13 protein-coding genes and 1 rRNA gene are annotated in these 14864 nt (G+C 45.2%); 8 read left to right on the forward strand and 6 right to left on the reverse strand.

What is annotated here, in order from left to right; all coding sequences use genetic code 11:
• Positions 1 to 88: ribosomal RNA gene (gene rrf, locus LG368_RS13570) — 5S ribosomal RNA — on the forward strand; the annotation flags it as partial.
• Positions 89 to 275: 187 nt separating this feature from the next.
• Here rrf and LG368_RS13575 read toward each other — a convergent pair.
• Positions 276 to 1235 (reverse strand): class 1 fructose-bisphosphatase, encoded by a 960-nt coding sequence (locus tag LG368_RS13575; protein ID WP_226755264.1) that lies wholly within the window; start codon positions 1233 to 1235, stop codon positions 276 to 278.
• A gap of 147 nt (positions 1236 to 1382) precedes the next feature.
• On the opposite strand from LG368_RS13575, the gene LG368_RS13580 reads away from it, so the two are divergent.
• Positions 1383 to 2351, forward strand: coding sequence for a zinc transporter ZntB (locus tag LG368_RS13580; RefSeq protein WP_226755265.1), 969 nt, complete (start codon positions 1383 to 1385; stop codon positions 2349 to 2351).
• A gap of 61 nt (positions 2352 to 2412) precedes the next feature.
• Here the strand turns inward: LG368_RS13580 and rpiA are convergent, their stop codons facing one another.
• Positions 2413 to 3084: a ribose-5-phosphate isomerase RpiA gene (gene rpiA, locus LG368_RS13585; RefSeq protein ID WP_226755266.1), complete on the reverse strand. Its 672-nt coding sequence runs from the start codon at positions 3082 to 3084 to the stop codon at positions 2413 to 2415.
• A gap of 274 nt (positions 3085 to 3358) precedes the next feature.
• Here rpiA and ilvA point away from each other — a divergent pair, with 274 nt between their 5' ends.
• The 5 genes from ilvA (at position 3359) to LG368_RS13610 (ending at position 9707) form a co-directional block, all read left to right on the forward strand.
• On the forward strand, positions 3359 to 4864 hold the full coding sequence (gene ilvA / locus LG368_RS13590) for a threonine ammonia-lyase, biosynthetic (RefSeq protein ID WP_226755267.1): 1506 nt from the start codon (positions 3359 to 3361) through the stop codon (positions 4862 to 4864).
• Between the two features lie 103 nt (positions 4865 to 4967).
• Positions 4968 to 6701 carry an arginine--tRNA ligase gene (argS, locus tag LG368_RS13595; RefSeq protein WP_226755268.1) on the forward strand — a complete coding sequence of 578 codons (1734 nt, stop codon included), beginning with the start codon at positions 4968 to 4970 and terminating at the stop codon, positions 6699 to 6701.
• 108 nt (positions 6702 to 6809) lie between these two features.
• Entirely contained in the window at positions 6810 to 7793 is a 984-nt protein-coding gene (locus LG368_RS13600; protein WP_226755269.1) for an asparaginase domain-containing protein, read from the forward strand.
• Between the two features lie 65 nt (positions 7794 to 7858).
• A complete protein-coding gene (locus tag LG368_RS13605; protein WP_226755270.1) occupies positions 7859 to 8722 on the forward strand; it encodes a DMT family transporter in 864 nt (287 codons plus the stop codon).
• Positions 8723 to 8810: 88 nt separating this feature from the next.
• A complete protein-coding gene (locus LG368_RS13610) occupies positions 8811 to 9707 on the forward strand; it encodes an EamA family transporter (RefSeq protein ID WP_226755271.1) in 897 nt (298 codons plus the stop codon).
• A gap of 4 nt (positions 9708 to 9711) precedes the next feature.
• Here the strand turns inward: LG368_RS13610 and LG368_RS13615 are convergent, their stop codons facing one another.
• Positions 9712 to 10542: an ion transporter gene (locus tag LG368_RS13615; protein ID WP_226755272.1), complete on the reverse strand. Its 831-nt coding sequence runs from the start codon at positions 10540 to 10542 to the stop codon at positions 9712 to 9714.
• Between the two features lie 117 nt (positions 10543 to 10659).
• Positions 10660 to 10935, reverse strand: a complete 276-nt coding sequence (locus tag LG368_RS13620) for a hypothetical protein (protein WP_226755273.1) — start codon at positions 10933 to 10935, stop codon at positions 10660 to 10662.
• 249 nt (positions 10936 to 11184) lie between these two features.
• Here LG368_RS13620 and LG368_RS13625 point away from each other — a divergent pair, with 249 nt between their 5' ends.
• Positions 11185 to 13251: a TonB-dependent receptor plug domain-containing protein gene (locus LG368_RS13625; RefSeq protein ID WP_226755274.1), complete on the forward strand. Its 2067-nt coding sequence runs from the start codon at positions 11185 to 11187 to the stop codon at positions 13249 to 13251.
• A gap of 105 nt (positions 13252 to 13356) precedes the next feature.
• Here LG368_RS13625 and LG368_RS13630 read toward each other — a convergent pair whose 3' ends face one another.
• Both LG368_RS13630 and LG368_RS13635 read right to left on the reverse strand, forming a co-directional pair.
• Entirely contained in the window at positions 13357 to 13887 is a 531-nt protein-coding gene (locus tag LG368_RS13630; protein WP_226755275.1) for a mechanosensitive ion channel domain-containing protein, read from the reverse strand.
• 27 nt (positions 13888 to 13914) lie between these two features.
• The gene (locus LG368_RS13635; RefSeq protein ID WP_226755276.1) at positions 13915 to 14802 is read right to left on the reverse strand and encodes an AEC family transporter; all 888 of its coding nucleotides are present in this window, start codon (positions 14800 to 14802) and stop codon (positions 13915 to 13917) included.
• Between the last annotated feature and the right edge of the window lie 62 nt (positions 14803 to 14864).

Consider the following 14864-nt stretch of genomic DNA (forward strand, 5'->3'; position numbering starts at 1 on the left):
CCTGATCCCATCCCGAACTCAGAAGTGAAAAGCGCCATCGCCGATGGTAGTGTGGGGGATCCCATGTGAGAGTAGGTCGTCGTCAAGCTTTAAACACGAGAAGCCCTGATAGCATACGCTGTCAGGGCTTTTTTCGTTTTGCACCCCTCACATTCCTCAATATAATGCTCAATAAGCGCCATAGAAATACGCTACAAAAAAGCCCCGAGTGCTGTAGCAGTCGAGGCTAATATGAATCTATCCACTTTTATGCGGTGGAAGATCGTCAGGAGATGTTAATAACTTAAACACTTATCCACTTCGTTTGCGGCGCCAAGGATAACAGCGACACGTTGGTGAATGGCGTCTGGCTGGATATCTAGAATACGTTGCGTATGAGTATGGGCTTTGCCTCCAGCTTGTTCAAGTAACATAGCCATTGGGTTAGCCTCATACATCAAGCGAAGCTTACCTGCCTTAGAGGGGTCTTTATTGTCCCATGGATAAAGGAAAACGCCACCGCGGCAAAGAATACGATGAACATCGCCCACCATAGCGGCCACCCAGCGCATGTTGAAGTTTTTATCACGAGGACCTTCTTTACCCTGAACAAGGTCACTAACATAACTTTGTATCTTGTTAGACCAAAAGCGTTGGTTGGACATATTAATGGCAAATTCCTGAGTCTCTTTTGCCACTTGAACATTGTCATGGGTAAGAACGAAACGGCTGTTTATTGGGTCGTAAGTAAACATATTCACACCATTTCCTGTTGTAAGTACCAACATAGTGGATGGTCCATATAGGACATAGCCCGCAGCCACCTGTTCTTTGCCTTGAATGAGGAAGTCAGCCTCAGTTGCAGGAGCATCCCCTGTATTATGATAAATCGAGAAAATCGTACCAACCATGGCATTAATGTCGATATTTGATGAGCCATCAAGAGGGTCGAATGCGATGAAGTATTCACCATCGGTATTTGCAGGCACAATGTAATCTTCTTCTTCAGATGCGATGGCTCTAACCGCTGGGCAAGCCATGAGCGCCTCTTTTAACATGTCATTAGATATGACATCGAGTTTTTTTTGTTCTTCTCCTTGAACATTTTCGTTACCCGCCATGCCCAAGATACCCGCCAGTGAACCTTGTTTCAGTGCATTTGAGATATCGACACAAGTGTCTGTTGTGACTGTTAGCACTGTTTTTAAGGCATCTGGTGTTGTGCTAGATGCTAAAACATCTGATAAGTTCTGCATGGTTAGGCATATCCTTGTTATTTGAAGTGTCTGAAATTATGCCATTCAATCTGCAGAGTGTCAGCCAAGGTGTTCCAGTAGTATCAAAATAAATAGGGAATACTGAGTTTTTCAGATAATCTACACAAAATATTAAAAGGGAATCTTATGTCGTCATTTGTTGTTCATCATTTCGAGTTAGACGGTCAGGGTGGTGCAACTCAGCGATCCGATTCTGAATTACCTATGGTTGTACCTGAGACAGGCTGCCGTTGGGTACATCTTGATTGTTTTGCTGAGGCTGGTCATGACTGGCTACTGGGGGTAAGTGGTGTTCCTGATACGGTAGTAGAGGCTTTATTTGCAGAAGAGACTCGCCCTCGTACCGTAAGAATGGGGGGAGGCTTACTTTTGACACTGCGTGGTGTGAATTTAAACCCTGAATCAAACCCTTCGGATATGGTGTCTGTGCGTTTATGGGTGACGCCTAATTTTATTGTGTCTAGTCGACGCCGTACGTTATTGTCCGTTCAAGATATTGTAAGTGGCTTGTTACTGGGTGAGGGGCCAGTAGGCAGTGCCGACTTAGTAGCAACTCTGACCGAAACCTTGACTGGTCGTATGGCAAAAGTGCTGACAAGTCTAGAAGATGAGTTAGCGGATTTAGAAGAGAGTATTGGGGAAGGCATTGAATCTGACCAACGAGATTCTTTAGTACAGCGACGTTTAGAAACCATCCGCTTACGCCGTTTTCTAATCCCTCAAAAAGAAGCCATTATCAAGCTTGCACAGGAGTCTCTGAGTTTAATGACGGCACATCAAACGGCACAAATACATGAAGCAGCCAACGATATCACCCGTTATGTGGAGGGACTGGAATCTTTGCGTGAGCGGTGTTTGTTGATGCAAGAAGAGTTCGCCAACTTACAAGCTGAAAAGATGAATGCACGCATGTACGTGCTGTCGATCTTGTCGGGAATTTTTATGCCACTGGGGTTTTTAACCGGTTTATTTGGCATCAATATCGGCGGCATGCCAGGCACTGAAAATGGTGACGCATTTTGGTTGTTTTGTATCGCTTTAGTGGCGCTAGGGGGAGGGCAGTTTATTCTGATGAGAAAGAGCCGTTGGTTCTAATCAGTGTTTTAAAGATCAAAGCAGCGCCGAATGGCTCTGCTTTGGATCGGCAAATCTTATCTTACTTCTTCAAGGTTTTGACACCATCTTTGGTGGCAAGCAACAACACATCAGCGGCGCGTTTTGCGAACAATCCATTGGTGACGACACCGACAATACCATCGATGCTTTTTTCTAGAGCAATAGGATCTAAAATATCTAGATTGTACACGTCTAGAATATGGTTACCGTTATCGGTTACGACACCTTCGCGGTACACCGGATCACCACCAAGCTTTACTAATTCACGCGCAACGTGACCACGAGCCATCGGAATGATTTCAACCGGTAATGGAAAGTCGCCTAAGATCTTCACCAGCTTTGATTCATCTGCAATACACACAAACTCATCACTGCAAGCCGCGACAATTTTTTCACGTGTTAACGCCGCACCACCACCTTTGATTAAGTATAAGTTGTCATTGGACTCATCCGCACCATCAACATAAACGCGAATACTGTCTACACTGTTGAGATCGTACACAGGGATACCGTGTTTCTTTAGGCGCTCAGCAGAGGCGTCAGAACTGGCAACAGCACCATCAAAGTGGTTTTTATGTTTTGCCAATTCATCAATGAATAAATTAGCAGTAGAGCCTGTTCCTACACCAACAATGGTGTCGTCTTCAAGCAAAGGCAGTATGTAAGCCACGGCAGCTTCTGCAACGGCTTGTTTGAGTTCGTCTTGAGTCATGGGTTGATCGCCTTTTTTAGAGTGCGGTTTACGGGTGACGTTACGTTGTTATAACTAACAAGAATTATAAGCATAACAAAGCGGGATTGTTAGTCTGATAAGGCAGAGTGGCGTTGATTAAGAAGGTTTTTAATATCTGCTTAAAAAGGGATCCATCTTTGCGCCAAAGGAGGGGAAGGAGTATATTTCTTATCTCATTTTATTGACTAGCAAACCTTGTGTAGATGCCAACAAGAGCGTCGCCTTGTCGTTTTAATTTCGTTTAGGAAACACTATGCCCCATACCATGATCAAAAAGATTCTGCAGTCACGTGTTTACGACGTGGCGGTGGAAACACCATTGTCTCGTGCTAATCAGCTGTCCACTCGATTAGGTAACGAGATTATCTTGAAAAGAGAGGACTTACAGCCGGTTTTCTCCTTCAAAATTCGTGGGGCCTACAACAAGATCTGTCAGTTAACCGCAGAAGAGCGTGCTCGAGGTGTGATCGCGGCGTCTGCTGGAAATCACGCTCAAGGCTTGGCGTTAGCGGCGAAAAAGTTGGGTATTCAAGCGACGATTGTCATGCCGGCGACCACCCCAGAAGTAAAAGTTAACGCAGTACGCAATCATGGTGCCAAAGTAGTGTTGTTTGGCGATGCGTTTGATGAAGCGTCGGCTAAGTCTCGTGACATTATGGTACAAACGGGCCAGGTCTATGTTCACCCTTTTGATGATTTGGACACCATTGCCGGACAAGGCACCATTGGTATGGAAATTCTGCATCAACACGAAGGCAATATTGATGCGGTGTTTATTCCTGTCGGTGGCGGCGGTTTAATTGCTGGCGTGTCGGCGTACATCAAGTATTTACGTCCTGATATTAAGATCATTGGGGTCGAGCCAGAAGACGCGGCTTGTCTGAAGATTGCGATGGAAAAAGGTGAACCGACGCGTTTGGCAACCGTGGGCATTTTTGCCGAAGGTGTTGCCGTGGCGGAGATCGGTCAAAAGACGTTTGCGATTGCAAAAGATACCGTCGACGAAGTGATCACTGTGACGACCGATGAAATGTGCGCGGCGATTAAGGATATTTACGACGATACTCGCGCTATTACCGAACCGGCTGGTGCCTGTGCGTTGGCAGGATTGAAAAAATACATCGAACGTGAAGATGCCAAAGGGCAAACTTTGATCGCGATAAACAGTGGCGCCAATGTGAACTTCGACCGTTTACGTCATGTGTCTGAACGTGCGGAACTGGGCGAAAAGCGCGAAGCCATTGTTGCGGTGAAAATCCCCGAGTCGCCGGGCAGTTTTAAGGATTTTTGTCAGGCATTGGTTGGGCGTAATATCACCGAGTTTAACTATCGTTATGGTGATGATCAAAAAGCGGTGATTTTTGTCGGTGTGGCCTTGGGCGGTAGCCCTCACAGTCGTAAAGAATTACTCGCTGACTTAAGTGCGTATGAGATTGTCGATTTGACTGATGATGAAACGGCAAAAGTACATGTACGTCATATGATTGGCGGTCATTTGCGCAGCGAAAAAGGCGAGTTATTGTATAGCTTCGAGTTTCCTGAACGCCCAGGTGCTCTGTTGAAATTCCTTAATACGCTAGGCGGACAATGGAATATTTCCATGTTCCACTATCGCAACCATGGCGATGCTTATGGTCGTGTCTTAGTGGGTTTACAGGCTGTAGGTGAGGAGGTGGATGTGACTCATTTTCTCGATGAGTTGGGTTACCCTTACCAAGATGAAAATAACAATGATGCTTGTAAGCTGTTCTTTCGCTAAACGCGGTCAGATCGGTTATTATTAAACGCACTGTTTTCTTGATTTTTGATTCTCTGATGTCGCTGATACAGCGACATCTCGACTGCTTAAAGGCTCTTCTTCTGTGAATATTCAAACTCTTCTAAATCAGCGCATTCAAGCTGCGATGGTCGCGGCAGGTGCTTCCAATACGGCGCCTGCGTTGGTTCGTCAATCCGCAAAAGTTCAATTTGGCGATTACCAAGCCAACGGCATAATGGGCGCGGCCAAAGCGTTAAAAATGAACCCTCGTGAGTTTGCCCAAGCGACTCTTGAGAAACTGGATTTGTCGGATTTAGCCGATAAAGTGGAAATCGCGGGCCCTGGTTTTATTAATATCTTCTTGAAAAACGTGTGGTTGAGCAAAGAATTGTCTGTGCTGCGTACCAGCGAGCGTTTAGATGTTAAAGAAGTAGCTGCGCCAGAAACCGTAGTGGTTGACTATTCTGCACCAAACCTGGCGAAAGAAATGCACGTTGGGCATTTACGTTCTACGGTGATTGGCGATGCGGTAGTGCGTACTCTGGAGTTTTTCGGTCACCAAGTGGTACGTCAGAACCACGTTGGTGATTGGGGTACGCAGTTTGGTATGTTGTTAGCTTATATGGAACGTCTACGCGCACAAGATGCCAAGATCAGTATGGCTCTGTCTGACTTAGAAACTTTTTACCGAGCGGCGAAAACCTGCTTTGATGAAGACGAGGCCTTTGCGGCTCGTGCTCGTGAATTGGTTGTTGCGTTGCAATCTGGCGACGAAGAATGCTTAGCCTTGTGGGATGAGTTTATCGAAATCTCCATGGCCCACTGTGAAGAAACGTATAAGATGCTTGGTGTCTCGTTAGAGCGTCAGCATGTGATGCCGGAAAGCGCCTACAACGATGATTTACAAAATGTTGTTAACGAGTTAAAAGAGCAAGGCTTGTTACAAGAATCGAATGGTGCGCAATGTGTGTTTATGGAAGAGTTTGCCAATAAAGAGGGCGAGATAACGCCGATTATTGTGCAAAAAACCGGTGGTGGCTTCTTGTATGCAACAACCGATTTGGCGGCAGTGCGTTTTCGTCAGCATACCTTGCAAGCGAATCGTGTGTTGTATTTTGTCGATGCACGTCAGTCTTTGCACTTTCAGCAGATTTTTACCTTGTCGCGTAAAGCGGGCTTTGTAAAACCAGAAACCCAGCTTGAGCATATGCCGTTTGGTACCGTGATGGGCAGTGACGGCAAGCCGTTTAAAACCCGTTCGGGTGGCGTGGCGAAATTGTCTTCCTTGTTGGAAGAAGCGCAAGAGCGTGCTTACCAACTTGTGGCGTCGAAGAACCCAGATATGGGCGAAGACGAACTGCGTAACATCGGTCGTGTCGTCGGTATTGCGTCGGTGAAATACGCCGATTTATCAAAAAACCGTACCAGTGATTATGTGTTTAACTGGGACACCATGCTGAGCTTTGAAGGCAATACAGCACCCTATTTGCTTTACGCTTACTCGCGCGTGGCAAGCATTGTAAAACGTTCTGAGATCGATGTAGCAAGTTTGACAGGTGATATTTCCATTGAAGCCGATCAAGAGCGTGCTTTGGCAATAAAGTTGTGCCAGTTTGAAGAAGCTATTCAGCAAGTGGCGAACGATGGTATGCCGCATTTCTTGTGTGCTTACTTGTATGATTTGGCCGGTACGTTCATGACCTTCTACGAAGCCTGTCCAATTTTGAACGCTGAGGAAAAAGTGAAACTTAGCCGCTTACAGTTGGCGTTAAACACCGCATCTACTTTAAAGCTCGGTTTATCCTTGTTGGGCATTGAAACGCTGGAACGTATGTAATGTGTGATGAACACATTATCAAGAAGAGCTAGATAATATAAGAGGCGCTTTTTCTGCAGAGAAAGCGCCTTTTTTAATGAAAATACAGTGAGAAAGGCGAAAAGTCTTATGAAAATCTACATCGCTTACACCGGCGGTACGATCGGTATGGTGTCATCAGAACATGGCTTGGTGCCAGATGCGGCTTTTGCAGAACAGCTTGCAGGCACACTAGATCAGTTCAAGGAATACGAGCACGAGTTTGTTGTAGAAGGCTATGACACCTTAATAGATTCCTCCAATGCGTCGCCTAAAGATTGGCAAAAAATTGCCCGTGATGTCGAGAGTAAATGGGCAGGTTTCGACGCTTTTATTGTTTTGCATGGCACGGATACCATGGCGTATACCGCCGCAGCTTTGTTTTACATGATTGCGCCGAGTAATAAACCGATTATTGTGACAGGTTCCCAAGTACCCATGTTCCACGCACGTAGTGATGCATTAAATAATGTTCTGGGCTCGGTTTCAGCTTGTGAAGAACAGGTAAAAGGTGTGTTTTTGTTTTTCGCGAATCGTCTGATTGAAGGCGATCGAGCGCATAAGTCACACACTCAAGATTGGCAAGCGTTCAGCTCACCTAATAAGTCTGAATTTGGCCTATTAGGGATCGACTGGATCTGGCGAGACAGTGATTTTATACCGTTGCTTAGTAATTCACCGATGACGTTCCGTATCCCAGAGATGGAAGAAGGCGCTGTGACTATTTTGCCGGTTTTTCCTGGTGTGCAGGCAGAGCATTGGCAAGGCCTGCTCAATAATAAGGTCAAGGGAGCGGTGCTATTAAGTTACGGGGCGGGTAATGCGCCAGACAAAAATCCTGCCTTGTTGGCTATATTGAAACAAGCCTCTGATCGCGGTGTGGTGATTGTTAACGTTAGCCAGTGCGGCGCGGGCAGTGTTGCCGCAGGGGCTTACGCGACAAGTGTCCCCTTGATTAAATCAGGGGTTGTCTCTGGAAAAGACTCAACGTTTGAGGCGGCGTTTGTAAGGTTGCATGTTTTGATTGGCTTAGGCTTAGAAAGCGGCGAGATCAAAGAGATTTTCATCCGTTAGTGACTATGACGGGCTGGGCGTTTGTCTCTAAGTAAGGGATTTGTCCGCATAGAAGGAGTTAGGCTGTGGCGTTGTTGTTTGTGTTGCTGGTTGTGATTTGGTCGACGGGCTTTATCACAGGTAAACTCATTGTGGGTCTGATCGATCCGAATGTGTACCTCAGTATTCGTTTTTTCCTTGCGGGGTTGATGTTTCTAGGGATTACCTTGTGGCAAAAACGCTACTTTCCTCCAAAGCGTGACCTAACTAAACACATCATTGCCGGCATGTTAATGAATGGGTTTTACCTTGGGTTGGCATATGTTGCGATAGCAAAAGGGCTTCCCGCTGGCATGATGGCGTTGATCGGTGCTTTGCAGCCGGCGTTGGTGACTTTATTGGCTTTTTTGATTATCAAAGAAAGAACCTCTTTCAAAAGCATTGTTGGAATGCTGGTAGGCATCGTTGGCTTGATTTTAGTAGTCAGCCCAGCGTTAGACATCAATCTTGCTAGCAGTGGCGTGACGCTGGTTACGCTCGCCTTGGCTTGCGCGGCTATATTGGCGTTGTCCCTTGGTGTGACCTACCAAAAACTGTCCATTTCCAGCTCAGATATTTTCAGTTCCATGGCCGTGCAGAACTTCGCTGCCGCGGTAGTGTCTTGTGGCTTTGTGCTGTTATTGGGCGAACGTTTGTTCGTTGTTCAGTGGGAATCCTTTTTGCTCATTATGTGGGGCGTAGTGGTCTTGTCAGGTTGTGGATTATTTTTGATGGTGTGGCTGTTACGAAAAGTTCGTGCCTCTCAAGTGTCGACCATGCTGTTGTTAGCCCCTCCTTTGGCAGCGGTTGAGAGTTATTTTTTATTCAGCGAATCCATGAGTACCATTCAAATCGTTGGCTTCGTTGTGACCATAGTGGGGGTGTATTTTAGTCGGGTAAAAGCCGCCTAGCGTTATTTTTTCTATGTGCAATGACAATAAAAGCACGTACAGTGAGCCACTGATATGTTCCCTGTTCCGACCTTGTTAAGGATTCAACATGATTCGCAAAGATATGTTTCTGGCGTTGTTTATTATTGTCGCGTGGGGCTTTAACTTTATTGTCATGCGTTGGGGGTTGGATGAGCTTACGCCTATGATGTTGGGCGGGTTACGTTTTTTGGTCATTGGCTTAATTGGCTGTTTTTTCTTTGCCCGACCTAATACGCCGTTAATCTGGTGTGTCTGCTATGCTTTAGCACTCAATTTTGGACAGTTTGGCTTTTTATTCAGTGCTATGTCGTTTGGTATGCCGGCCGGCTTAGCGTCTTTGGTGCTTCAATCTCAGGCGATTTTCACCCTGTTGTTTGCCGTGTTGTTGCTCAAAGAAACTGTTCGCCCTTATCAGGTGTTGGCCATCGGCATTGCTATTGGCGGTTTAGCCGTGATCGGTTTAGACAACGATAACACAACCATGACAGCGATTGGTTTTGGCCTCACTTTGGCCGCTGGATCAAGTTGGGCCTTGGGGAATATTGTGACCAAAATTATCAGTCGAAAAGGCTACGACGCCAATTTGAACTTGATTGTGTGGTCTAGTTGGGTGCCGCCTGTACCTTTCTTTTTGTGCGCCTATTTTATCGAGGGTGGCGACGTGATGTGGAGCAATATCGTTAATCTGAATTGGAAAACTCTCGGTACCTTGGCCTATTTGTCTATTTTTGCCACATTGGCGGGGTACGGTTTATGGAATTATTTACTGTCGCGCTATCCTGCCGCCACGGTTGCTCCTTTAACATTAGGCGTTCCTGTCGTGGGCTTAACTTCGGCTCAAGTATTTTTATCAGAGGCGGTGAGTCCCATGCAATGGGTTGGCATTTTGATTGTGTTGACGGGATTGATGTTAAACACATTCGGTGGACGCTGGCTGAGAGCCATCAGTCAGCGTCCACTTTAACCCGTTACGGCTTTTTGTTGTCTTGTGCGTCAAGCTTATCGGCAAGGCGCGCTACTTGCGCTTGGAGTTCTGAGATCTGTGTGACCAAGGCTTGGTGGTGGTTTTCTTGGTTTTCGTGCTCTTCTTCCGCTGTTTCGCGGGTCATGACATCCAGTACCACACCCACCATCATATTTAAAAACACGAATGCTGTTAAGAAGATAAACACAATGTAGAACATCCAGCTAAATGGATACACTTCCATTGTTTCGTACATTACATCAGTCCAATCTTCAAATGTCGCCACTCTGAATAACGTTAACATGGAGATGGCAATGTCTCCCCAAAGCGTCTCGTTGACGTGATGGAAAAAGATCGAGCCAACCGCCGCAAAGATATAAAAAATGATGAACATGAGCAGGGCGATATAGCCCATCTTTGGGATGGCTTTTAGTAAGGCGTTAATTAAGTAACGCAAATCAGGGATAATTGACACCAAACGCAGTACACGAAACACACGAAGCAAACGAGCGACCAGTATCATCTCAGTTTCAGAGACTGGCATCAGACTGCCTACGACAATAATCGTATCAAAAATATTCCATGGGTCTTTAAAGAAGCGTCGTTTGTCGTCGCAAGCGATAAAACGCAGGCTAATCTCAACCAAGAAAAAGACGGTAATAAAGTTATCTAAATACGTAATTGCTCGATCAATACCGTAGGGTAACGCGTACGTTTTTGCCCCTACCGTTAAGGCGGCAATGACAATAATACTGATGATAAACCCTTGAAACCAAACGCTGCGCTCGATGCGTTTCAACGTAGCAAGCCAATTACCTGAACGACTCATTTCCATTATTGTTTACACCTAATATGTCATCATGAAAAACCTGAAAGAAAGACAGGTGGCGATATATTAAGTTCATCTGGTAAAGAATAAAAGTAGGCGTAAAGAAAGCGTTGTGTCAACGAGCTAGGTTCGCTTTACTCGCACGACCTTCATAATTTCAACAGGAATACCGGCAACCATTTCTTGGCTTGGATAATAGGTCAAGTTGACGCGTGCACCCCGTAAAGTACGATACTTTCCTTGGCGTTTAAAACGAAAAGGCACGTCATAACCTTCTATCATGAGGGTATGAAGTACCCAATCTTCTTGGGGGCGTTGTGCATGGGATTTGACTTTGAGAGCGTCGGAATGAATCAAAGCATCATTATTTTTTAATAGGGATTCAGGGTCAGATTTCACAAGTGGCTTCCGTTTGTTTGCTATGAAAGCATTTTAGTATGACACAGAATCGCTCATTCTAAAAAAGTTGTTGGTTTTTTGCTCAATTCGTATTTTTTAATACTGTATTCAGGCTAAGAGGGTATGGATATTGAAAATAATGAAAACCATTATTAATTACATCATATATATTATAGATTTCTTATTTATTACGTTATAACATAACTTTTTTGGGCAAGACATTTACCTTGTTGATACAAAGGAATTGATATGAAAACAAGAACTCCCTTATTGTTATGTATGATGGCGACCATGCCTGCTTTTGCTGAAGACATTCAGAGAGTGACTTTAAATGAAGTGGTTGTTACTGCCACTAAAACAGAGCGTGATATTTCAAGTACCCCTGTTTCTACTGAGGTTTATACGCAATCTGAGATTGAAGCCGTTGGTGCAAAAAACTTAAAAGATATCTTTCATAATATTCCTGGTATCTATCTCCCACCCAACGGCGGCAGCATGTCTATCCGTGGTGTAAGCGGCAAAGGCACTTTATTACTGATTGATGGTCGTCGCATAGGCTCTGAATACAGTAATTTTTATGACACTACTCGTATCCCTGCTCACCGTGTTGAGCGAGTCGAAGTCATTAAAGGACCTGCTGGCGCTTTATACGGTTCTGACGCTTTAGGCGGTGTGATCAATATCATTACTAAAAAGCCAGAAGATGAACTTGAAGCCTCGATCAGTACACAAAGCGGTATGAACTCAGAAGGCCAGGCAGAGGTTACAGAAGTGGGTGGCGATGTCCGTGGTCGCAGTGGAAAAACCGGATTCAGCGCATGGTTTAGCGCACAAAATACTGAATCCTATACCGAAACTGAAACGGCTCAATTACAAAAAGGCGGTCAGCCACCAAAAAATGTCGGCAGTCCAGCCGATGTAAATGTCACCTACCAAGCTCCTTCGGAAATCTTCAATATAGGCGGTGAACTTAACCATGATGTCACCAAGGATCTACTGCTAAAAGTCAGTGCCTCTTATATGGAGGAGTCACGGGATGCCGTAGGTATTGCTAATGCATATCGCAGTAACATCGCCAATCCCAAAAAACCTGCGTTCAACGTTCCTTTTCTAAATGTTGAAACCCATCAAAAATTGGAAAATGAACGTACTGACATCAGTATTGGTGCTGACTATAACGTTACTGACACTCTTACCATTAATTGGCAAAGCAGTCAGTCAAACTATAAAAAAGAAGACACCATTACTACGCCGATGTGGCAGCAACTTGGGTACACATCTGAATCGCAATCCAGCGAAGGCGCAACGGCAGGTACCGGTCGCTCGACCGCAATAGATCATCAGCTGTCCTCCACTTGGACGCCTAATGAACGAAACCGTGTGTTAGTCGGGAGCGAATATGTGGAAGACAAGCGTAAAGCAGACTTCTTCAGCTCGGATGGTTCAACAAGTACTCAAACCATTCAGACCACCTCGCTCTTTGCGCAACACGAATGGCAGGCGACAGACCCTTTATCATTTGTATATGGCCTTCGCTCTGACGATCGCAAAAGCGGTGATGATGCGGTAACTTTTAATGCGGGTGGTATTTATCAATTTAATAAAGCGGCTAATTTACGTCTGCGCTACGCACAAGGCTTTCGTGCACCCGATAGTCAAGAGCTTTATATGAATCGGTTTATGCCAAACTCCAAACGCTTGCTGGGAACGGAAGTCATCGATTCCGCTTACGGCAAAAATACCGCATCTGATCTAGAGTCCGAACACAGCGACAACTATGAAATCGGCTTATTAGGAAGCGGCAAAGACTGGTCTTATAATGTGGCCATCTACCAAAATCAAATTACCGACAGCATTCAACCGGATGACTCTAACGGAAACTACAGAACCTTCAAAAATGCCAGTAAAGTGAGCATTACCGGTTTTGAATTTTCTGGGAGTAAACAGCTGATGGAATCTCTGTACTTAGATTTATATGCCAATATCATGAACACCAAGGATGACGATACAAACGAGCGTTTGGAGTACACTCCTGAGCAGCTTTATAGCATTACGCTAGACTACCAAGTCACGCCCTCACTCAGTACCATGTTGATTGCGCAATATGTTGGCGATCAAGACTACACAGAGAAAAATAAGCGCAAAACGGCGGATGCCTACACGCCGGTCAATGTCAAACTCAGTTATTCCCCAGAAGCCATTCATAACACAGACTTTTTTGCCGGTATCGACAATATTTTAGATACCAAAGTGGACAAAGCACTCGGCTCAAATGTGGGCACTTATGTCTATGGAGGCTTACGTGTTTACTTTTAAACACGCCACACAGTGCGGCTAATGCCTGTCTGTAGCTGGGCACAATAACTCAGTGATTCTATGCAACAGCCCCTTGACCCTATAACGAGTCAATGGGCTGTTTTTTTAGGAATCTTTCGGGCTAAATTGACTCATGGCTTGGGCCGCGTCACGATTTGTAAAACGTACAACAGGCTTTTGTAAAATAAGGTTGTTTGGATAGGTGACCACATCGCCAGATAAGCGCTGGATGATAACGTGAAACGTCGAAATTTCAATAATCTGTCCTAGGATTTCATCGTCTTTATCGACCACTTTTACCCAGTCACCGACACGATAAGGAAAGCCGAAAAAGATAATCAGGCTGGCAGTAATGTTGCTCAAGATGGACCATTGGGCAAATAAGGCAACACCCACCACAGCAAAGACGGATGAAAAGAAAATCGCCAGTTGCCCATAGCCGATGCCCAATACCAAGCAAACCAGCAGCACAAAGACTGCGGTAAAACCAAGATTGAGCATTCTAGAGACGTAGGTAATACGTACTTCGTTTACCGACTTTCTTTGTCCTAAAAGAGCAATGCTGGACTTCAGCAACCGAGAAACAATGGCATACGCCACAATGAGTAGTACGATTAACGCAACTTGAACCATCATTCTTACACTCCCTCTCTAAGCGTCTGTTTATAGTACGTAAAACAAGACACAAGGCACGATCGCCAGACTCATTAAATTACCGATTAAGACAATAGAAGCCACCTTGTGAGGCTCCTGTTGGTAAAGTTCGGCCACCATATAATTGAGTACCGCAGGTGGCAAACAGGCAAAAATCAGTAAGTAGGCAAAATTCTCTGCTGACATACCGACAGTGTATTGCCAAATAAAGGCCATAATCAGGCCGCTCAAAGGGGCTAAAAAGCCACTGAAAACGCCCAGCTTCCACTGGCTGAAATCAACACTCGTCATGCGTACTCCTAGCGCAAAGAGCATCAATGGAATCGCGATTTGCCCCATCATATCCACTGAGGTTTTAACCGCTGGCACCAGAGTCCAGCCTTGTAAGCTCCATACTAGACCCAGTAAGGTCGCGATTATCATGGGGATTTTTAATACATTCAGCGGGTTCGATCTAGGGTTCATTAAGTAAATGCCAACGGTGAAGTGCAGTAGATTCTCAGTAAGAAACAACACAACAGCAACGGGCAATGCCGACTCACCAAAAGCCAGTAGAATGAGTGGAATGCCTAGGTTGCCGCTATTGTTGAACATCATTGGAGGAATCAGTGTCTTAGGGGAGATATTCAGCCATCTACACAAAGGCCAAACTAGCAACCCTGAACCGAGTACCACTGCGGTCGCGGCGAGAATAAGATCAACATACTGGGCAATATGGAAATCGCTTGAGGACATAACCGAAAAAATTAACGCAGGACAAAAGACATTAATATTCAAGCGATTCGCAATGGTCATGTCGGTGGATTGCGTACGAGCATACAAAAAACCCACCAAGACAATGCTGGCAAGCGGAAAAACTGTATTGAAAATTTGTGAAAATAGCGCCGATGTATCCATTTATAGCCCCTTTTTAAGGGCACTAGCTTAACGCCCTTAGCCATAAACACCAACATGGTTAT

Source organism: Marinomonas algarum (assembly GCF_020532605.1).
Classification (GTDB): Bacteria; Pseudomonadota; Gammaproteobacteria; order Pseudomonadales; family Marinomonadaceae; genus Marinomonas; species Marinomonas algarum.

Coding starts and splice junctions, on each gene's coding strand:
- LG368_RS13600 (WP_226755269.1), top strand. CDS start 6,810: ATGAAAATCTACATCGCTTACACCGGCGGTACGATCGGTATGGTGTCA.
- LG368_RS13635 (WP_226755276.1), bottom strand. CDS start 14,802: ATGGATACATCGGCGCTATTTTCACAAATTTTCAATACAGTTTTTCCG.
- LG368_RS13625 (WP_226755274.1), top strand. CDS start 11,185: ATGAAAACAAGAACTCCCTTATTGTTATGTATGATGGCGACCATGCCT.
- LG368_RS13575 (WP_226755264.1), bottom strand. CDS start 1,235: ATGCAGAACTTATCAGATGTTTTAGCATCTAGCACAACACCAGATGCC.
- LG368_RS13580 (WP_226755265.1), top strand. CDS start 1,383: ATGTCGTCATTTGTTGTTCATCATTTCGAGTTAGACGGTCAGGGTGGT.
- LG368_RS13630 (WP_226755275.1), bottom strand. CDS start 13,887: ATGATGGTTCAAGTTGCGTTAATCGTACTACTCATTGTGGCGTATGCC.
- rpiA (WP_226755266.1), bottom strand. CDS start 3,084: ATGACTCAAGACGAACTCAAACAAGCCGTTGCAGAAGCTGCCGTGGCT.
- LG368_RS13610 (WP_226755271.1), top strand. CDS start 8,811: ATGATTCGCAAAGATATGTTTCTGGCGTTGTTTATTATTGTCGCGTGG.
- LG368_RS13615 (WP_226755272.1), bottom strand. CDS start 10,542: ATGGAAATGAGTCGTTCAGGTAATTGGCTTGCTACGTTGAAACGCATC.
- ilvA (WP_226755267.1), top strand. CDS start 3,359: ATGCCCCATACCATGATCAAAAAGATTCTGCAGTCACGTGTTTACGAC.